The sequence below is a fragment of the Methanomassiliicoccales archaeon genome (genome assembly GCA_026394375.1).
Classification (GTDB): Archaea; Thermoplasmatota; Thermoplasmata; order Methanomassiliicoccales; family UBA472; genus JAJRAL01.
On sequence record JAPKYJ010000005.1, the window covers coordinates 1 to 15,688 of the forward strand.

Consider the following 15,688-nt stretch of genomic DNA (forward strand, 5'->3'; position numbering starts at 1 on the left):
GCGGAAAGTCCACCCTGCTCAAGCACCTGAACGGCATCCTGCGGCCCAAGAAGGGCAACGTGGTCCTCCTCGGCCGGGACATCGCCGATCTCACCACCGCCAGCCTGGCCAAGGACCTCGGCTACCTGGGCCAGAACCCCAACGTCTATCTCTTCGCGGAGACGCTGGAGAAGGAGCTGGAGTTCACGCTCAAGAACCTGAAGGTCGCCGAGAAGGAGTGGCCGGAGAGAAAGGATTGGGTGCTCAAGGTCCTCGACCTGGAGCGCTTCCGGCATACCTTCCCCCGCGAGCTCAGCTGCGGGGAGCGGGAGCGGGCGGCGCTGGCCTCGATCATCGTGGGCAGGCCCAAGATCCTGGTCCTGGATGAGCCGACCCGGGGGCTGGACTATCACAACAAGCTGAAGCTCGCCTCCATCCTCGAAATCCTCAAGGAGCAGGGGATGACCACCATACTGGTCACGCACGACTACCGTTTCGTGGCCGAGCACGCCACCAGGGTGATGTCGCTGTGCGGCGGCCGCCTGGCCGACGTGCCGATCGAGCAGGTGATCACCCTAGCCAAAGAGGTGGGAGGCATGGCTACATGAAGATCAAGTTCAGTTTCATCATGATCATCGCCTCGCTGGCCATGGCCTCATTCCTGATCTACATGGCCATCTTCCAGAACGCCCTGCTCGGCCAGTACGCAGCGATCCTCTCGTTCGTACTGATGCTCATGATCATCGGCGTCATCTTCGCCAAGTTCGAGGAATCGGAGATCAGCTCCAAGGAAGTGGCGCTCATCGGCATCCTGGGAGCGATCACCGCCGCCTCCCGCATCCCCTTCGCTGCCCTGCCCAACATCAAGCCGTGCACCTTCCTCATCATCGTCACCGGCCTGGTCTTCGGGGCGCTGGCAGGGGCCATGGTGGGCTCCATGACCGCGGCGGTCTCCAACATCTTCTTCGGACAAGGGCCGTGGACCGTCTGGGAGATGGTGGCCTGGAGCATGGTGGGCATCGTGGCCGGCTACCTCGGGCAGCGCATGAAGAGCATCAGCGTCAAGGACATCGTCCTGCTCGGCATCATCCTGGGCATGGCGTACAACACCCTCATGGACTTCAGCAGCTGGGTCACCTTCTATCGGGCGGACCCCAACCTGTTCGTTCCCACCTTCGTGGTGGGGCTGCCGTTCGGAGCCCTGCACATCACCGGGAACGTGATCTTCGCCCTGTTGCTGGGCAAGCCGGTCCTGACCATGTTCCAGCGCTTCAAGCGTCGGACCAAGGTCTCTTATGATGCGCCGGGCCAGAACCTGAAAGAAGGGGCCCTTTGATGGCGATGGGTATGACCATGCGGCCCTTCTTGGCGACCGTTCGCTCCCCGGTAGATGTTCCATCCCGCCGACCCGACGCTACCCGGATCGGCAGGCTTGGACCAGTTCAGCGCGACTGAGCCATCTCCCCCTAGAGCGTGCACGGAGCGTGGGACGGAGGGAAGGTCGATTTGTATGTCCAGTGCATAATAGTTCAGGCCGCTTCGGAACGGGTTGTAGCTGTAGCCGCTCACCCAGGTGCGCTCGGCGTGGAAATCGGTCGGCTGGTCGGTCCAGAGGTAGTAGGCGTTGTCGTAGCAGGCCCGCGAGATGTCCGAGTACAGCCCGGTCCGGAGCGTCGCGTTGAGTTCGTGGGCCGCCTGCACCACCATGTTGGTGAGGGTGGCATTGCCCCAAGCCATCATGGAGGGGAAGGTTCCGTACTGATGGCAGAAGGGGTTCGCGAAGTCGTCCGGGTCCGGGTAGTCCACGTTCCACCCCAAGGGCACGAGGCCTAACTGGTGCAGGGTCCTGGCATTTACGTAGGATGGCCAGTCCATTGGCCACACCGTGATGGAGATGCTGCCGGAGATGCCCAGGCTGGCGTTCTGGCTCAGCGATTCCAAGGTCCGCTTCAGCGATTCCATGAACGCCTGGCGGTACGTGTTCCCCAGGTTGTAATAGAGCTTCAGGGTGAACCCGGTCTCCGCGTAGCTCTTCGTCGGGTTGGACGGGTCCAGGGCCTTCTTAAGATAATCGGCCGTCTTCGTCAGGTTGAAATCGTACTTCGGGACGGAGGGGTCGTACCCGAACATGCCCATTGGTATCGGCCCGTTCGGCTGCACCGCTGTGTCTCCGAGCACATTATGCAGATAGTAGCCATAGTCGATGGCTTGAGCGAAGGCCAGCCAGACGTTCTTGTCGGCGAAGAAGCTATTCTATTTCAGCGCCGCCTACGGCGCGGCGGACCGCGTCCTGCGGCTCAAATACGATCGGGAGCTGCTCATGATGGCCCGCGTGCTCCAGCACACCTATGATCAGTTCGCCGCCCGGGCGAACGGCCTTGCCTCGGGAGAGGGCATCATCTCCATAACGCCAGACATGCTTCGCCGACTCGCGGACCTGACGGGGTCGTTGGCTTCACGGATCGAATGCAATGAGGAAATCAATCCCGTCTTCCTGGAGATGGTCAAGCTCGCCTACCGGACCACAGGCGCGGGGTACTACATGAGCGTCACTGGCGCCCTCGATTAGGGGGTCTTGGATCGGAGACGTTCAGCGTCCGCCATCCCCTCACCGGACGTCGCCTAGACTGTGATCGGAGCGGTCATAGCGGTCGGGTCGTTGCGGCCGCGATCATCTTGTTCAAGAGTCGCATGTGACCTGCTATACGGATGACCTGCGGAAGCCAATGAGCATGGAGAGGCGAAGGAACGCGCCCTAGAAGAAGAGTAAAGAAGAAGGAAGGGGGGCGAAGCCCCTCATAGGCTAGAGGTTTCCATCAGCCGGTTACGCTCGTCAGGTTCGTGTCCGCCAGGGTGTACGTTATCGTCGAGGTGTACGTGAAGCCGCCACTGCTGTAGACCGATACCATGGACATCTTCATCAGGACGTTGTTGTAGATCCAGTAGTTCCCGGTCCAGGAGGACGCGGAATAATCGTACTTCTGGCAGAGCTTGTTGCCCCAAGGCGTGGAGAGTGACTCCGTTCCGTTGGGCGTGAGCGTCATTCCTGGACCGGGGTTGTTCACGTCTATGCCCCCGAACCCGGTCGTGAGGTTCGCCACGCTATCATAGGAGTAGGAGTTGGTGTATCCGCTCATGGTCATCGACGTGCTGATGTTGTACGTCACGTTCGTGGAGTTGACGGACTTAACCAGCATCTTCATGAACCCCGTGCCCTCGTACGTGCCGGTGGTGTTCTGTATGGTCGCAGATAATGTGTAGTTTGTGAACTGCCCCACCTGCAATCCCGTGCCCCCTCCCGCACTTATGGTGAAGGTCGCGCTGTCGTCATAGATCGAGGTGTTCGAGGTGCTCGTCACCTTGACCTTGTAATCGGTCGCGGCCGCTATCCCGCTGGGCATGCCCCAAGAATAGGAGCCGCTGTTCGTCACCGAGGCCACGATCAGCGTCCAAGAGGCATCAGCGTTGCGCTTGTACTCCACCTTCACGTTCGGTCCAATGTTCCCGGTCGAGGTCCACTGGACTACTAACGTAGTTCCTCGCACGTGCGAGCTCCCGGTCGCCGGGCTGGTGACGGTGATCGTTCCGACGTACGATGTGCCCCCGGCAGTTATGGCGAAGCTGCCGCTGTCGCCGAAGATCGAAATGTTGCTGCCACTCGTCACTCGGATGAAGTAATCATTGCCCAGCTCTATGTCGCTCGGGATGTTCCATGAGTACGACCCAGTGTTCGGCGCGGACGCAGTCAAGGATTTGGGCGCAGGCCCGCCGACATGCCCGTACACGATTATGACCGTGCTGCCCGTGTCCCCGGTCTTGGTCCATTGTATGTTCAAGGCGGAACCACGGGCGTATGAGTTACCGTTCGCCGGCGTGGTCACCGCAATCGACGGCTTGGCCGGGGTGTTCGAACCTCCTATCAATAGTACGGCCGCGATACCGGCGATCGCCACCACCGCCACGACGGCCACGATGATGAGCACCTTGGACGTCCCGGCGGCAGCCTTGGCTCTGTGCGCTCTGCTGAGCGAATGTTTCCTTCTCGTTCTATCCCTCCCACTTCGAATGCGTTAGAAATGCATTCCCTGATCTCGAAATAAAGCTATCCAAAGGGGCGGGGCGCCTTGGCGTGATTCGACGTCCTTCGCCCATCCGTAAGATGGCGGAGACCAAGGCATTGGGATTCCGCCATCTCCGGTGGATGTTTTGAGTGGACGTGCAATCAATTCATAAATCATTGCCTCAGGGCCGCGATTCGTTCGCAGGCCTTCTTCAGCACCTCGTCCTTCTTCGCGAAGCAGAACCGCACTAGGTCCTCGCCTGCGTCATCATGATAGAATGCGCTTCCAGGCACGCTCGCCACGCCGGTCTTCTTCAGAATGAACATGGCCCGCTCCTTGCTGTTCTTCCCTTGGACCGAGGAAACGTCCGCCAGGACGTAGTAGGCGCCGGAGGGAACGTAGGGCTTGAGTCCCGCTTCGGACAGGGCATCGCAGATCTGCTTGCGCTTTGCCTGGTAGTCAGCGCAGATGCCTTCATAGTAGGAGTTAGGCAGCTTCTCGATGCCCTTTGCCACTCCCACCTGCAAGGGAGCGGGCGCGCACACGTAGATGAGATCGTTCACGTAGCCGATCATCCTCGCCCACCGTTCGTGGCAGAAGCAGTATCCGATCCTCCAGCCAGTGATGCTGAACGTCTTCGAGTATCCGGAGATGGCGATCGTCCGCTCGGCCATGTTTTCGACGGACGCGGGCGAGAGGTGCTTCTTTCCATCGTAGACGAAGTACTCGTAGATCTCGTCCGAGAAGACGAAGATGTCCTCCTCGTTCGCAAAATCCGCCAGCGCCCTAAGCTCCTGCTTCGAGAACACCTTGCCCGATGGATTGGCGGGCGTGTTGATCACGATGCCTTTGGTTCTCTTCGTGACCGCTTTCTGTAGCTTGTCCATGTCCAACTTCCATCCCGGAGGCATCAGACGGACGAACACCGGCTTCGCTCCCACCGCCAGCAGAGTGTTGACATGGTATCCGTAGAAAGGCTCGAGCACGATGACCTCGTCACCCGGGTTCAGCAAGGCCATGCAAGCGCTGTAGAAGACTCCCGTAGCTCCCGCGGAAACGATGATATTCTTCTCCGGGTCCGCGTCCAGATGGTTGAAGCGCTTGAGCTTGGAGGCGATCGCTTCCCTGAGCACCGGCAAGCCATCGTATCGGGTGTATTGATTGAAGCCTTGGAGCATCGCCTCATGCGCTCCATCGATGACCTCCTTCGGCACGTCCAGGTCGCACACGCCCTGAGCGAGATTGATGCCTCGTATCTTGTTGCACTCCAAGGTCATGCTCCGGATCTCGGATTGCACGATGAGCTGCGAACGGTCTGAAACCTCTAGCCGCGTACCCTTCACCCGAGCGGGGTATCGAGGTCGGACGTACTTATTCGTTCCAGCCTCTGCACGTATCTTCTCATGAAGGCCAGGGGGGGAGAGCAGGCTATCACGCATAAAAAAGATGAAAAGGAAAGGGAAAAGGGTCCGAGCTCACTCGGTCTTCCACTTCGACAGCAGCACGCCCGCGATGAAGAAGAAGATCGCCAGGACCGCGACCACCAGCATGTTGCCGATGGCCGACGCCTCGTTGCCGTAGACCATCGAGTCCCGGAGGGCATCGCCGACGTAGGTCAGCGGAAGCACATGGGCGATGGACTGAAGCCAGCTCGGCATGGACTCCAGTTGGAAGAAGATGCCCGAGAGGAACATCATCGGGAACGTTATGGCATTGGCGGCCGAGGACGCCGTCTCTTCATCCTTGATGTACCGCGCCAGGATCATCCCCAGGCTGGAAAAGAGGGCGCTGCTCAGGATGATCGTCAAGATGGCAATCCAGTTCAGAGTGAGGGACATGCCGAAGAGCGTTATCCCGACCAAAATGATCACCGTCACGGAGATGAACACCACCATCAGCTGCCAGATGATCTGGGACGCCAGCCACTCGTAGCGGGTGATGGGCGTGGTGGTCAGCTTCTTGAAGATGCCATTCGCGCGATAGCGGGTCATGACGCCCACCATCCAGAAGATGGAGGTGGTCATGCTCGTCAGAGCTATGACCCCAGGCAGGAAGAAATCGATGAACTTGAAGTGCTTCTGGGTGATGTCGCTGTTGCTGATGACGATCTTGTTGCCGCCGTTGGCGATCTGCAGGTTGAACTGATTGGATATGCCGCCGACCAGGCCCATGACTATGCCCGTCGATTGCGACGTCGGGTCGGTGCGCAGCTGCACCGTCGCTGAAGCGTTCGGGGCGTGAGGCGCGAATGCGGACGTAAAGTTGGAGGGGACGATGAGCACCGCTGTCGGCGAGTTATCCTTGATGTACTGGTCGATGTCCGCGCCCTTGTCGATCATGGTCATCGTTACCAGGTTCGTATGATTGAGCGCCTCCAGGAAGGCGTGCGAAGCTGGAGTATCGTTCAGGTCCTGCACCGCGATCGAGACGTTGGTGGTCCCGCCCCCGGAGAAGATCGCTCCGAAGAGCAGGATCAGGAGCAGAGGGAAGGCGATGGTCCAGAAGACGCTGGTCTTGTTCCGTGCGAAGCTCTTCATCTCCCCTTTGAGCGCCACCAGGACCCTATTGGGCATGCTCTTCCCCCTTCTCCACGATCTTGCGGCCGGTGAGGTTCAGGAACACATCCTCGAGCGTCGGTCGCGTCACCTGTATCTGCTCGTAATTGCCGCCGGAACGGTCTATGGTGTAGATTATCTCGGCCAGAGCGTTCTTGTTCTCCAGCCTGATGACTACGTCGTTGTCTTTGTACTCGCCCAGCGGCCATTGCTGCTTGAGCAGGTCGATGCAAACGCTATCGCACTTGGAGATGATGACCCGGGACCCGGTGCCGTACTTGTCCACTATGTCCCGCGGCGTGCCGAAGGCAATGAACTTGCCGTGATCGATGATGCCCACTCGGTCGGAGAGTATCTCTGCCTCTTCCATGTAGTGGGTGGTCAGGATGACCGTCTTGCCTTTTGCCTTGAGCGTCCGGATCACTTCCCAGACGTCCCTTCGAGCTCGAGGGTCCAATCCGGTGGTAGGCTCGTCCAAGAAGATGATGTCCGGGTCGTTGACCATGGCCACGGCCACCCCGGTCCTCTGCTTCAGCCCGCCGGAGAGGTTCTTGAACAGCTCGTCCTCCTTGTCTTTCAGATCGACGGCCTTGATGAGGTCCTCGGCCGGCAGGCGCTTGTCGAACATATCGCCGAAGTAGTCGATGTTCTCCCTGACGGTGAGCAGATCGAAGCAGTTGAAGTCCTGCGGGAGCACGCCGATGCGCCTCTTGATGTCGCGCATCTGGTGATCGATATCCATCCCGAGGACCCTCACGTCACCAGCGGTCTTGGTGCGCAGGCATTCCAGGATCTCGACGGTGGTGGTCTTGCCGGCGCCGTTCGGACCTAGGAGCGAGAACACTTCTCCTGCGTAGACTTCGAACGAAATGCCGTCCACGGCCTTGAAGTCGCCGTACTTCTTCAGCAGCTGGGAGACCGTGATGACGGTTTCGACCATGAAAGCACCTATGCCAAGGCGAAGCGAAATCCACTATTTATCGGTTTTGAGGTGCTGCCACCCCTCCCAATCTCGCATGGCTAGGCGAACATCGGCAGCGCCAGAAGAGCATCCGCCAGGACGAGGAAGAGCATCATGGAAGCGAAGTTCAGCATCACCTGCCGGGTGATCTTCTTCCTGGACGTCGGACCGGAAGATCGCCAGATGAGCGCGGCGCCCAGAGGCAGGACGGACAGAGGCACCAGGGGCCAGAGGAACCGATACTCCGTTCCCGGGAACATCACGGACAGGAATAGGAGCAACAGCGTTCCCGCTCCGGTGGCGACCACCGACAGCTCGCTCGCCCTCCTCAGCCCGTGGCGCACCAGATAGCCGTTCTTCCCCGACCTTCGATCGCTCTCCTCGTCCGGCGTCTCCACGGTCAGAATGAAGAAGAGGCCGTAGCACAGCAGCGGCACGCTCAGAACCACGAACCAGATGTCCAGCGAGCCGGAGATCGACAGGTAACCCATTCCAGGCATAATGAATCCTGATGCCAGGGCGGTGGACACCTCACCCCAACCGCGATATGCCAGACGGAGGGGAGGAGCGGAATAGAACCAGCCCAGCAGCGCTCCGAAGATCACGAACGGAACGAAGTACAGCGGCATATGGTAGGCCAGAGCGAACGCCAAGGTCATGGTCAGCGAAAGAACGATCAGGCCGATGGCGAACCTTACCGCGAACTTCGCCAAGGAAGGTTCCTGCACCAATACCCCGCTTCCTCCGGAGAGAACGGTCCTCTCCGCCGATCGGTCAGCCTCCCGGTCGAAGAAGTCGTTGCTGAATGAGACCGATAGATGAGCGGGAGCGAAGATCGCATATCCCAAGACGAAACGCATCAGATCGATAGGCGCGCCCCGCTGCCAGGCCAATAGCGAGCCGAGGATGTAGAGCAAGATCCCGGGAATAAGGAAATGCAGCCTAGCCAGTCTGAGGATAAGCCTTGCTTTGCTCGATCTTCCAGATGACATCTCGCGCTTTCATTGGGTGCCGGTCGTATAACTAGGTTATCACCCTTCCAGCAGCTATTTTAGGAGCGAGAGGCGTTGCTATTCGCGTGGTCAAGGTCTCGCTCACGCCTCAGGACCGAGAGCGGTACAAGCGGCAGATGAGCCTGGAAGGTTTCGGGGAGAGGGCGCAGCTGAAGCTGAAGCGCTCCACCGTCGGCATCGTGGGGCTTGGAGGCCTAGGTTCTCCGGCCGCCATGTACCTGGCGGCGGCGGGCGTCGGCACGCTCATCCTGGCGGACGATCAGGCGGCGGAGCTGAGCAACCTCAACCGCCAGCTGCTGCATTGGGAGCGCGATGTCTCGGTCAACAAGCTCAAAGTGGATAGCGCAGCGGAGAAGCTGATGCAGATTAACTCTAACCTCAAGGTGAGGATTCGAACTGAGAGAATGGACGAGAACAACATCCCCTTGCTGCTGGACGATGCGGACGTCATCCTGGACTGCACGGACAACTTCGATGTTCGGTTCGCCCTGAACGCTTTCTGCGTGAACGCTTCCAAGCCATTCGTTCATGCGGCGGTGGAAGGGATGCACGGCCAGCTGACGACGATCATACCTGGCAGGACGCCATGTCTGCGCTGCCTCTTCGCCTCCGTTCCAAAGAGGAACGAAGTTCCGGTGCTCGGTCCCGTGGCCGGAGTGCTAGGATGCCTGCAAGCGACGGAGGCGATCAAGCTCCTCACTGGAAAAGGGGAGACATTGGCATCCAAGCTCCTGGTCGTGGATATGGAATACAACTCCTTCGAAGTGGTGAAGATCGAGCGCGATCAGAGATGTCCCGTCTGTTCGAACTGATCGTTCTTCAAGAAGCGTTCTCGCGTTGGACCGGACCAACGATGCCTAATTTGCTCGCTCGTTCCCTACTGACGACTCAGGCTTCCAGGAGGTTCTGCAGATGCTTCATCGCTATGGCGGCATGCTCCAGCGCCATGTTCAGCATCTCCTGTCCCTTGGGCGTGATGGAGTACAACCTGCGCCTTCCCTCATCATGCACGGTGATGAGCTCCTCCTTCTCCAGCTCCTTCAAGGCAGGATAGATGGAGCCGGGGGAGGGACACCAGTCCGCCTCCGTCAGTTCCTCTATCCTCTTCATGAGGGCGTAGCCGTGCGTCGGCCCCTGGGAGACGAGCTTGAGCACCACCAACTTAAGAAAGCCGGCCTTGAAGCCGTACTTCTGGAAGCTTTTCCGCAACTCTTGGTGCTCTCCCCCTGCCATGCCGATCAGACGAAATAGAATGATGTCCTGTATTTCAATGCTACGTTGGCCATGGCCTCCAGCCTGTCCAGCACGCCGGAGTAGCGGTGCACCATGGCCTTTCCCTCGGCCGGCAGCTTCTCCCTCAGCACCTTTACTTCGCGCAACAGCTCGTTGGCATCCTCGTTGCCGAAGACCTTCTTGGACTTGGAGCTCTCCACCACGTTCGCGATGATGCTCAGCCCGTGCTTGGAAGCGAATCCCGGAAGCTTGGAGCTCTCCGGCCCGAAGTCGCCTATGCATCCCCGGCCCTTGTCCCAGGACAGGCCGCATTTCTTGCAGGTCTCGCCCATCTCCTCGAACGAGATCATATCCCAGCCCGTGAGACGGTCATCGGGCGAGGACTTGGAGATCATTTGCCGGGCGACGTCACTTGGAGCTTTGTCCACGAACACCCAGCCGGTGTAGTTCTTGGTGGCGGAAGGCAGAAGCTTCCCCCGGTCCGCCTCGTTCTTGATCTTGTCCACGTAGATGACCTCGGCCGCGGGGTCCAGGCGGTTGCGCTTGGCGAACGCCTCCCATTCCGCTCCGATGACTTTCTTCGCTTCCGGCCCGGAGATGATGGAATCGAACTCCGCATACTGCTCGTAACCTTTGACGTCGTTCAGATAGACCTTCACGAAGGACGTCTTCTTGACCTTGCACAGCGAGGCGTCCGAGTCGACCTCGCAGATAGCCATGCTTATTCCCATTGTAAGTTGCCTCCTTGATGCTTCCCGGCTAGCAACGAGTCCTTATTTATTGATTGTGAGGGGGTGGACGATAAGCCCGATCGCATGCGCTGGACGTCATCAACCGCTCAGGAGATCTTCGAGGGTCAGGACCTCGAAGCCGTGGATCGCGAAACCTCTTGATCGGTGAAGGGATCCCTCGTCCAACCAACAATGATTATTTTTGTAATGATTATGAACATAATGATTCTGGACTATCCCCTAAGCCTGCCCGAGCATATCGATATCCGCCCATGGCTCGGCAATAAATATGTAATCTCGAGGCCGATACCTCGGTCAGGATCGAGAAAGGATAAGTAAGGAGGAATGGAGCTGGAGCGCATTTCCACGGGCATCGCCGGTCTGGACCAGGCCACCGGAGGTTTCCTCAAAGGGAGGAGCGTTCTGCTCACCGGACGCTCCGGGACCGGCAAGACAATAATGGCGTTGCAGTTCGCCAACCGCTGCTGCTCCGCCAACAAGCCGGTCATGTACGTGGTCGTTCGGGAAAGGAAGGAAGACCTGGTGGAGCAGGCGAAGCAGTTCGATTGGCCTCTGGAGCGCTTCGAGTCGGAGGGCCTGCTGCGCATCCTGCCCCTGAGCGAGACGCATACCGAACCCTCGTTCCACGACTACGGCCCGGAGGGAGGCTTCAGCCCCCTGGTCGATGCGCTGGAGATCGGCATCGAAGTGGCCATCGTCGACAACATCGGCGCACTGGCAATGGAGATGAGCCTCATGCACTTTCGCCAGCAGCTCGACTACCTGCTGAACACTCTGCACTCGAGAGGCATCACCGCCCTCATCGTCTGCGACGAGGGCATGGTCCACCGCTTCGGAGAGGTGGCGGAACAGGCTTTCGACTCGATCATCCGCCTGGGGAAGAAGGAGAATCAGTTCGTGGACAAGCGCGAGCGTTTCCTGGACATCACCAAGATGCGCTTCACCGCCGCTCCCATCGACCCTCTGCCTTTCGCCATAGGCAAGGCGGGGCTGGAGCTGCTCTGAGCCGGGCATCTTCCTTTCGCAGCGAAGCTCTCACACCACGTTCTTTTCCCGGTCCTCCAACCAGAACCTCCGGTTGCGGAGGAACTCTATGGCGTACCTAACGCCCGCCAGACCGGAGAGCACCACCGCGATTATGAAGATATATTGCAGATAGCTGCTGATGTCGAACATGAACGGGGTTCCAGGCACCCCTACCTGGGTGTTCATGGTCAGGAGTCCGCCCATAAAGATGATCGTCCAGAGCACGCCCACTCCGGTGGCGCCCAACCCGAACACCAGCCGGGAGAACGCCCCCCTCCCCCACGAATTGCGCCAGAACTGCACCACCACCATCGCGCCGCCGATGAGGAACAGGCTGGCGTTCAGGTCCAAGAGGGAACCGGCCGCGGCGTTCAAGATGGAGTTGTCCATGCTCTGCAGGACCGCCCGGGCGACGGTCACTATCAATACCGGCATGATCACATAGTTCCTGAGCGCCTTCCGCGCCCCTTTCGCTCCGGCCACGAAGCGGGCGTAGCGGATCTTGAAGTCGGAGAAGAGGCCTTTGGTCGGCGGACTGAGCGGCTTCATCGGCCTGCCGACCTTGAACTTCCATTTCCGGCGGTAGTCCACCAGCTCGCAGATCGGCACGATGAACGATATCGCGGCGTAGAAGAGGAATAGCGAGAGGATGGGTTCCAAGCCGATCTTCAGTCCCGAGTTCCGGAAGGCTGTCTCCAGTTCACCGTTCATGAAGATGGCCGTGACGTAGAGCAGGATGACCGCGGCGATGGCCATGCCGAAGACCAATCGCCCGAAGCAGCCCCGGGGATAGTAGCCGTAGACGAAGCTGATGATGACGATCAGCAATCCAATCGGAGCGATGGCGGCAGCGATCCTGGTCATCTCGTTCGCCAAGGCGAGGTTGTTAGTGATACTGGTGGTATCGTCCAGAACGCCAGCCAGAAGGGAAAGGAGGATGATAGGTACCAGCATCCAGCCGATGTAGGCCTTGCGGGACGTCTCCGCCCCATCACCGATCTTGCCCATGCGGTAATTGAAGTCCAGGAATGGTGAGGCGACATTCAGCGGCTTGCCCTTGATATCGAAGCCGAGCCGGGCTTTCCACGGCTTGCGCTCGTCCAGCAGCTCGCCCACCGTCTCGATGGCGTAGAACAAAGGCACGATCATCAGCATGGTGACCAGGAGGGCGAAGTCCAGATGCACTCCCAGGTCGTGCAGCCCTTTGCCGATGTCCGGGATGGTGAGCACGAAGAAGATGTAAGCCACCAGGAAGACGGTGAAGGCCAGGCCGAACGTCAACCGTCCGAACGAGCCTTTGGGATAGAAGCCCCGCAGCCAGGCGATGGGGAAGAGGATGATGCCCAGTCCGAGAATGATGGATGGGATCTGGTCCAACCGGTTCAGGAACGACTGCAAGTCCGCAGGAAGGGTGCTGTTCATGAGCAATGGGACCGCAGGTATCATCAGCAAGAAGATGAGCGCCGGGGCGATCACCAGGGAGAGCAAGGTGCTCCTCGCCTCTTTCTGTGCCAGAGGCGGCACGCCCATTCGGGGACTGAACTCCAGCCCCAGCCCCGTGGGCAGGGGCTTCTTCTCCGGCAGCTTGGTGCCGATGGACTCCAGCCACTCCCGCCGGTGCCAGAACCACGTGCTCAGATGCCCGACGGCGATCAGGGCGATCAGATACAGCAGGGTCAGGAACACCCGGGTCAGGTCAGGCTGGTACTTCATCAGCCCGAAGACCGTGCTCAGGTTGGAGCCCAGCAGCACGATGTAGGCGTAGAGGAGCACCATGGCCACCTCCACCATGCCGAAGACCAATCGGGAGTGCGTCCCTTTCGGGAACATGCCGCGCAGGAAGCTGGCCGCGATGGCGGGGATCGAGACCAGGATCACCAGGGTCATGAGCGCGGACATCTCGTTCTTGAGAGCGCCGGAGGCCGGCCCCGAGACCTGGCCCTGCTCCACGATGATCATCACGACCGGGACGATGAGAAGCACGACCGCGGTCATCAGCGCGGCCATCAGCCCATCCCACCAGTCCGAATGCTTGAACTTGAAATCCTCCATTCAGCCCACGCTCCTCGATTTGGCCTGACTCCCCCACGGCCCACCGGACCTTTGGCCAGTCCGAAACGACAAATGCCCTAGGCGCAATAAAAAGCCTTGCCCCCCCAGCGGCTTTGCACTTAAACCCTCTCAGTATCAGTACTTTGGGTGCAGACACTGGACTTTAGGTGCGGGAAGTCCGCCTCCACTCTAGAATGAAATCTACGGCAATAAGGAGGCTTTTAGACGGAAACATTTTCTATCTCCTCTCCTCCTATACCCTCTAGGTGATGCATACGGCCAAGAACCAGGACGTTTTCATGGAGATGAACCTTTCACCATTCATCGGGAAATGGGTGGCCATCTGCGATGATAAGGTGGTCGCCAGTAGCCCGACCTTCAAAGAAACGTTCAACGAGGCCAAGCGTCTTTGTCCAGGCAAGCATCCTCTTGTTGCGATGGTCCCCTCGAACGAAAACCTCATCCTATGATCTCATGACGATGAAGTTCAAGTATCGGGTGATCGTAGCTCCAAATGGTTCTGTCAAACTTAGACCGGTCATACCCGTTCAATTCATCGGCTCGAAGGATGTTTTGGACACATATGCGATGTTGGATTCCGGCGCCGATGTCTCAGTGATATCAAAGGATATGGCCGAAGCGATTGGCGTTTCAATGGATGCGGAAGTCATCATATCCAATGGCGTTACGGGACCTGGAGAATTTATTCCGAGTCGCGTGAACATCCATATCGAAAAGGGTCATGAGGATTACAGATTCAATATCCCTGTCTCGATAATCCTCAAACCATACGAATTGCCGCCATTGCTCGGGCGAGCTGAGGTCTTCGATAAATTCGAGATAACCTTCAAGGAGCATGATAGGCGGATCGAAATGACCCGCATCTCCCCTAAGGCGATACCAGCGTTCCAGAAGAGGCATTTCTAGAGAGGATTTGCACGCAGACTCCCCCCTGCACTGAGACTTTGGGTGCAAGTGAGACTTATGGTGCAAAGCCCCCCCCAGCGCTCTTCGCTCCTCCTTGTTATTGTAAACGATATCCTGTGCAAAACCGTTAAATCACGTCAGCCTATTGCGCATAGCGTCAGTGGAGCAATGAGCGGGCAATCAGATTCTGTGGAGTGTCCGGTGTGCGGACGCACCGTGCCCGCGGACACGCTGGACTGCCCCGGTTGCGGAGTGGACCTTTCCATGTCCAGCCTGGAAGAGCTGGAGCAGGTGGCTCGCAGCCTGTCCAAGGGCGAGCCGATGCCCGAACGTCCCAAGCCGAAGCCGGAAGAGGCGAAGCCCGAACTTAAGCCAGTCGAGCAGGAGAAGAAACCGGAGCCAGTCAAAGAAGAAAAGAAGGAAGAAGGGGGCAAGCACGGCTTCGGCAGGTTCTTCGGCAAGAAGAAAAAATAGAGGTCCAGGAGCGCATCGCATGTCGGAGCTGCGCGTTCGCAAGCGGCGGAGGCTGCGGGAGAAGGAGATACGTGTTTTGTCGGAGGAGATATCCGCCAAGGTGGGGTTGCAGGTCTTCGGCCTCGAGGACACGGTGGACATGGCCGAGGGCCCGGATTTCGAGGTCGTGTTCGTCTCCAATCTGATCCTGGCCTTCGTCATGAACGGTAAGAGCTTCCTCACCGTGCGCGGATTGTTGAAGTATCCCGCCACCAGATCATACGTTACCGTTGACATGGGGGCGATCAAGTTCGTCATCAACGGCGCGGACGTCATGGGCCCGGGCATCGTGGACGCGGACGAAGGCATCGTCCCTGGAGACTACGTCTGGATAAGGGACGAGAAGAACCTCAAGCCCCTGGCCGTGGGAGCGGCTCTGGCGACGGGAGTGGAAATGAAAGCCAAACGCCCAGGCAAATTGGTCAAATCGCTCTTCTACGTGGGCGACAAGCTCTGGAAGTACGACGAAAGGTAGGAGCTACTGCTGCTCCACATCGATAATTGAACAGTCAATCTTCGTCCGAATAGGCATACGTCCACGCTGATGGTAAGAGAGTAGTCATTTAATAGGGGGAATTCTGCTCTGCCCCATCTAATAGGTGTCGGACGAGGACGC

Annotated in this window: 18 protein-coding genes; 9 read left to right on the forward strand and 9 right to left on the reverse strand. The window is 58.7% G+C overall.

The genetic code is table 11. The features are described 5' to 3' along the window. The coding region (locus tag NT137_01095; GenBank protein ID MCX6651942.1) for an ABC transporter ATP-binding protein at nucleotides 1-587 on the forward strand (587 nt) is incomplete at its 5' end. After that, nucleotides 584-1,315, forward strand: a complete 732-nt coding sequence (locus NT137_01100) for an ECF transporter S component (GenBank protein ID MCX6651943.1) — start codon at nucleotides 584-586, stop codon at nucleotides 1,313-1,315. The genes NT137_01095 and NT137_01100, both read left to right, overlap by 4 nt. Here NT137_01100 and NT137_01105 read toward each other — a convergent pair. Then, nucleotides 1,273-2,166: an ABC transporter substrate-binding protein gene (locus NT137_01105; protein ID MCX6651944.1), complete on the reverse strand. Its 894-nt coding sequence runs from the start codon at nucleotides 2,164-2,166 to the stop codon at nucleotides 1,273-1,275. The genes NT137_01100 and NT137_01105 overlap by 43 nt on opposite strands. 46 nt (nucleotides 2,167-2,212) lie before the next feature. Between NT137_01105 and NT137_01110 the strand changes: the two genes are divergently transcribed. Next, nucleotides 2,213-2,548, forward strand: a complete 336-nt coding sequence (locus tag NT137_01110; GenBank protein MCX6651945.1) for a hypothetical protein — start codon at nucleotides 2,213-2,215, stop codon at nucleotides 2,546-2,548. A 247-nt stretch (nucleotides 2,549-2,795) separates the two neighbouring features. On the opposite strand, the gene NT137_01115 is transcribed toward NT137_01110, so the two are convergent. The 5 genes from NT137_01115 to NT137_01135 all read right to left on the reverse strand — a co-directional run bounded on the left by NT137_01115 (nucleotide 2,796) and on the right by NT137_01135 (nucleotide 8,548). Next, nucleotides 2,796-3,962, reverse strand: a complete 1,167-nt coding sequence (locus NT137_01115) for a hypothetical protein (protein ID MCX6651946.1) — start codon at nucleotides 3,960-3,962, stop codon at nucleotides 2,796-2,798. Between the two features lie 251 nt (nucleotides 3,963-4,213). Next, on the reverse strand, nucleotides 4,214-5,383 hold the full coding sequence (locus NT137_01120) for a pyridoxal phosphate-dependent aminotransferase (GenBank protein ID MCX6651947.1): 1,170 nt from the start codon (nucleotides 5,381-5,383) through the stop codon (nucleotides 4,214-4,216). Nucleotides 5,384-5,515: 132 nt separating this feature from the next. Beyond that, complete coding sequence (locus tag NT137_01125; GenBank protein ID MCX6651948.1) at nucleotides 5,516-6,613, reverse strand: ABC transporter permease; 1,098 nt, start codon at nucleotides 6,611-6,613, stop codon at nucleotides 5,516-5,518. Further along, on the reverse strand, nucleotides 6,603-7,535 hold the full coding sequence (locus tag NT137_01130) for an ABC transporter ATP-binding protein (protein ID MCX6651949.1): 933 nt from the start codon (nucleotides 7,533-7,535) through the stop codon (nucleotides 6,603-6,605). Before NT137_01130 ends, NT137_01125 begins: the two co-directional genes overlap by 11 nt. Nucleotides 7,536-7,615: 80 nt before the next feature. Further along, nucleotides 7,616-8,548, reverse strand: coding sequence for a prenyltransferase (locus NT137_01135; GenBank protein MCX6651950.1), 933 nt, complete (start codon nucleotides 8,546-8,548; stop codon nucleotides 7,616-7,618). Between the two features lie 86 nt (nucleotides 8,549-8,634). On the opposite strand from NT137_01135, the gene NT137_01140 reads away from it, so the two are divergent. Next, nucleotides 8,635-9,381 (forward strand): HesA/MoeB/ThiF family protein, encoded by a 747-nt coding sequence (locus NT137_01140; protein ID MCX6651951.1) that lies wholly within the window; start codon nucleotides 8,635-8,637, stop codon nucleotides 9,379-9,381. Nucleotides 9,382-9,457: 76 nt separating this feature from the next. Here NT137_01140 and NT137_01145 read toward each other — a convergent pair whose 3' ends face one another. Both NT137_01145 and NT137_01150 read right to left on the reverse strand, forming a co-directional pair. Beyond that, on the reverse strand, nucleotides 9,458-9,802 hold the full coding sequence (locus tag NT137_01145; protein MCX6651952.1) for a PadR family transcriptional regulator: 345 nt from the start codon (nucleotides 9,800-9,802) through the stop codon (nucleotides 9,458-9,460). A 5-nt stretch (nucleotides 9,803-9,807) separates the two neighbouring features. Further along, on the reverse strand, nucleotides 9,808-10,533 hold the full coding sequence (locus NT137_01150; protein ID MCX6651953.1) for a hypothetical protein: 726 nt from the start codon (nucleotides 10,531-10,533) through the stop codon (nucleotides 9,808-9,810). Between the two features lie 345 nt (nucleotides 10,534-10,878). Between NT137_01150 and NT137_01155 the strand changes: the two genes are divergently transcribed. After that, nucleotides 10,879-11,559 (forward strand): hypothetical protein, encoded by a 681-nt coding sequence (locus NT137_01155; GenBank protein MCX6651954.1) that lies wholly within the window; start codon nucleotides 10,879-10,881, stop codon nucleotides 11,557-11,559. 30 nt (nucleotides 11,560-11,589) lie between these two features. On the opposite strand, the gene NT137_01160 is transcribed toward NT137_01155, so the two are convergent. Next, nucleotides 11,590-13,632 (reverse strand): hypothetical protein, encoded by a 2,043-nt coding sequence (locus NT137_01160; GenBank protein MCX6651955.1) that lies wholly within the window; start codon nucleotides 13,630-13,632, stop codon nucleotides 11,590-11,592. A 269-nt stretch (nucleotides 13,633-13,901) separates the two neighbouring features. On the opposite strand from NT137_01160, the gene NT137_01165 reads away from it, so the two are divergent. The 4 genes from NT137_01165 (at nucleotide 13,902) to NT137_01180 (ending at nucleotide 15,547) form a co-directional block, all read left to right on the forward strand. Further along, nucleotides 13,902-14,102, forward strand: a complete 201-nt coding sequence (locus NT137_01165) for a DUF5678 domain-containing protein (protein MCX6651956.1) — start codon at nucleotides 13,902-13,904, stop codon at nucleotides 14,100-14,102. 10 nt (nucleotides 14,103-14,112) lie between these two features. After that, complete coding sequence (locus NT137_01170) at nucleotides 14,113-14,559, forward strand: hypothetical protein (GenBank protein MCX6651957.1); 447 nt, start codon at nucleotides 14,113-14,115, stop codon at nucleotides 14,557-14,559. Between the two features lie 168 nt (nucleotides 14,560-14,727). After that, nucleotides 14,728-15,033, forward strand: coding sequence for a hypothetical protein (locus NT137_01175; protein MCX6651958.1), 306 nt, complete (start codon nucleotides 14,728-14,730; stop codon nucleotides 15,031-15,033). Nucleotides 15,034-15,052: 19 nt separating this feature from the next. Beyond that, nucleotides 15,053-15,547, forward strand: coding sequence for an RNA-binding protein (locus NT137_01180; protein ID MCX6651959.1), 495 nt, complete (start codon nucleotides 15,053-15,055; stop codon nucleotides 15,545-15,547). The last annotated feature ends 141 nt before the right edge of the window (nucleotides 15,548-15,688 follow it).

What these genes read in the sequence shown, in the direction of transcription:
- NT137_01100 (MCX6651943.1), top strand. Translation starts at nt 584, where the DNA reads ATGAAGATCAAGTTCAGTTTCATCATGATCATCGCCTCGCTGGCCATG.
- NT137_01125 (MCX6651948.1), bottom strand. Translation starts at nt 6,613, where the DNA reads ATGCCCAATAGGGTCCTGGTGGCGCTCAAAGGGGAGATGAAGAGCTTC.
- NT137_01130 (MCX6651949.1), bottom strand. Translation starts at nt 7,535, where the DNA reads ATGGTCGAAACCGTCATCACGGTCTCCCAGCTGCTGAAGAAGTACGGC.
- NT137_01135 (MCX6651950.1), bottom strand. Translation starts at nt 8,548, where the DNA reads ATGTCATCTGGAAGATCGAGCAAAGCAAGGCTTATCCTCAGACTGGCT.
- NT137_01145 (MCX6651952.1), bottom strand. Translation starts at nt 9,802, where the DNA reads ATGGCAGGGGGAGAGCACCAAGAGTTGCGGAAAAGCTTCCAGAAGTAC.
- NT137_01150 (MCX6651953.1), bottom strand. Translation starts at nt 10,533, where the DNA reads ATGGGAATAAGCATGGCTATCTGCGAGGTCGACTCGGACGCCTCGCTG.
- NT137_01155 (MCX6651954.1), top strand. Translation starts at nt 10,879, where the DNA reads ATGGAGCTGGAGCGCATTTCCACGGGCATCGCCGGTCTGGACCAGGCC.
- NT137_01160 (MCX6651955.1), bottom strand. Translation starts at nt 13,632, where the DNA reads ATGGAGGATTTCAAGTTCAAGCATTCGGACTGGTGGGATGGGCTGATG.
- NT137_01165 (MCX6651956.1), top strand. Translation starts at nt 13,902, where the DNA reads ATGCATACGGCCAAGAACCAGGACGTTTTCATGGAGATGAACCTTTCA.
- NT137_01170 (MCX6651957.1), top strand. Translation starts at nt 14,113, where the DNA reads ATGAAGTTCAAGTATCGGGTGATCGTAGCTCCAAATGGTTCTGTCAAA.
- NT137_01175 (MCX6651958.1), top strand. Translation starts at nt 14,728, where the DNA reads ATGAGCGGGCAATCAGATTCTGTGGAGTGTCCGGTGTGCGGACGCACC.
- NT137_01180 (MCX6651959.1), top strand. Translation starts at nt 15,053, where the DNA reads ATGTCGGAGCTGCGCGTTCGCAAGCGGCGGAGGCTGCGGGAGAAGGAG.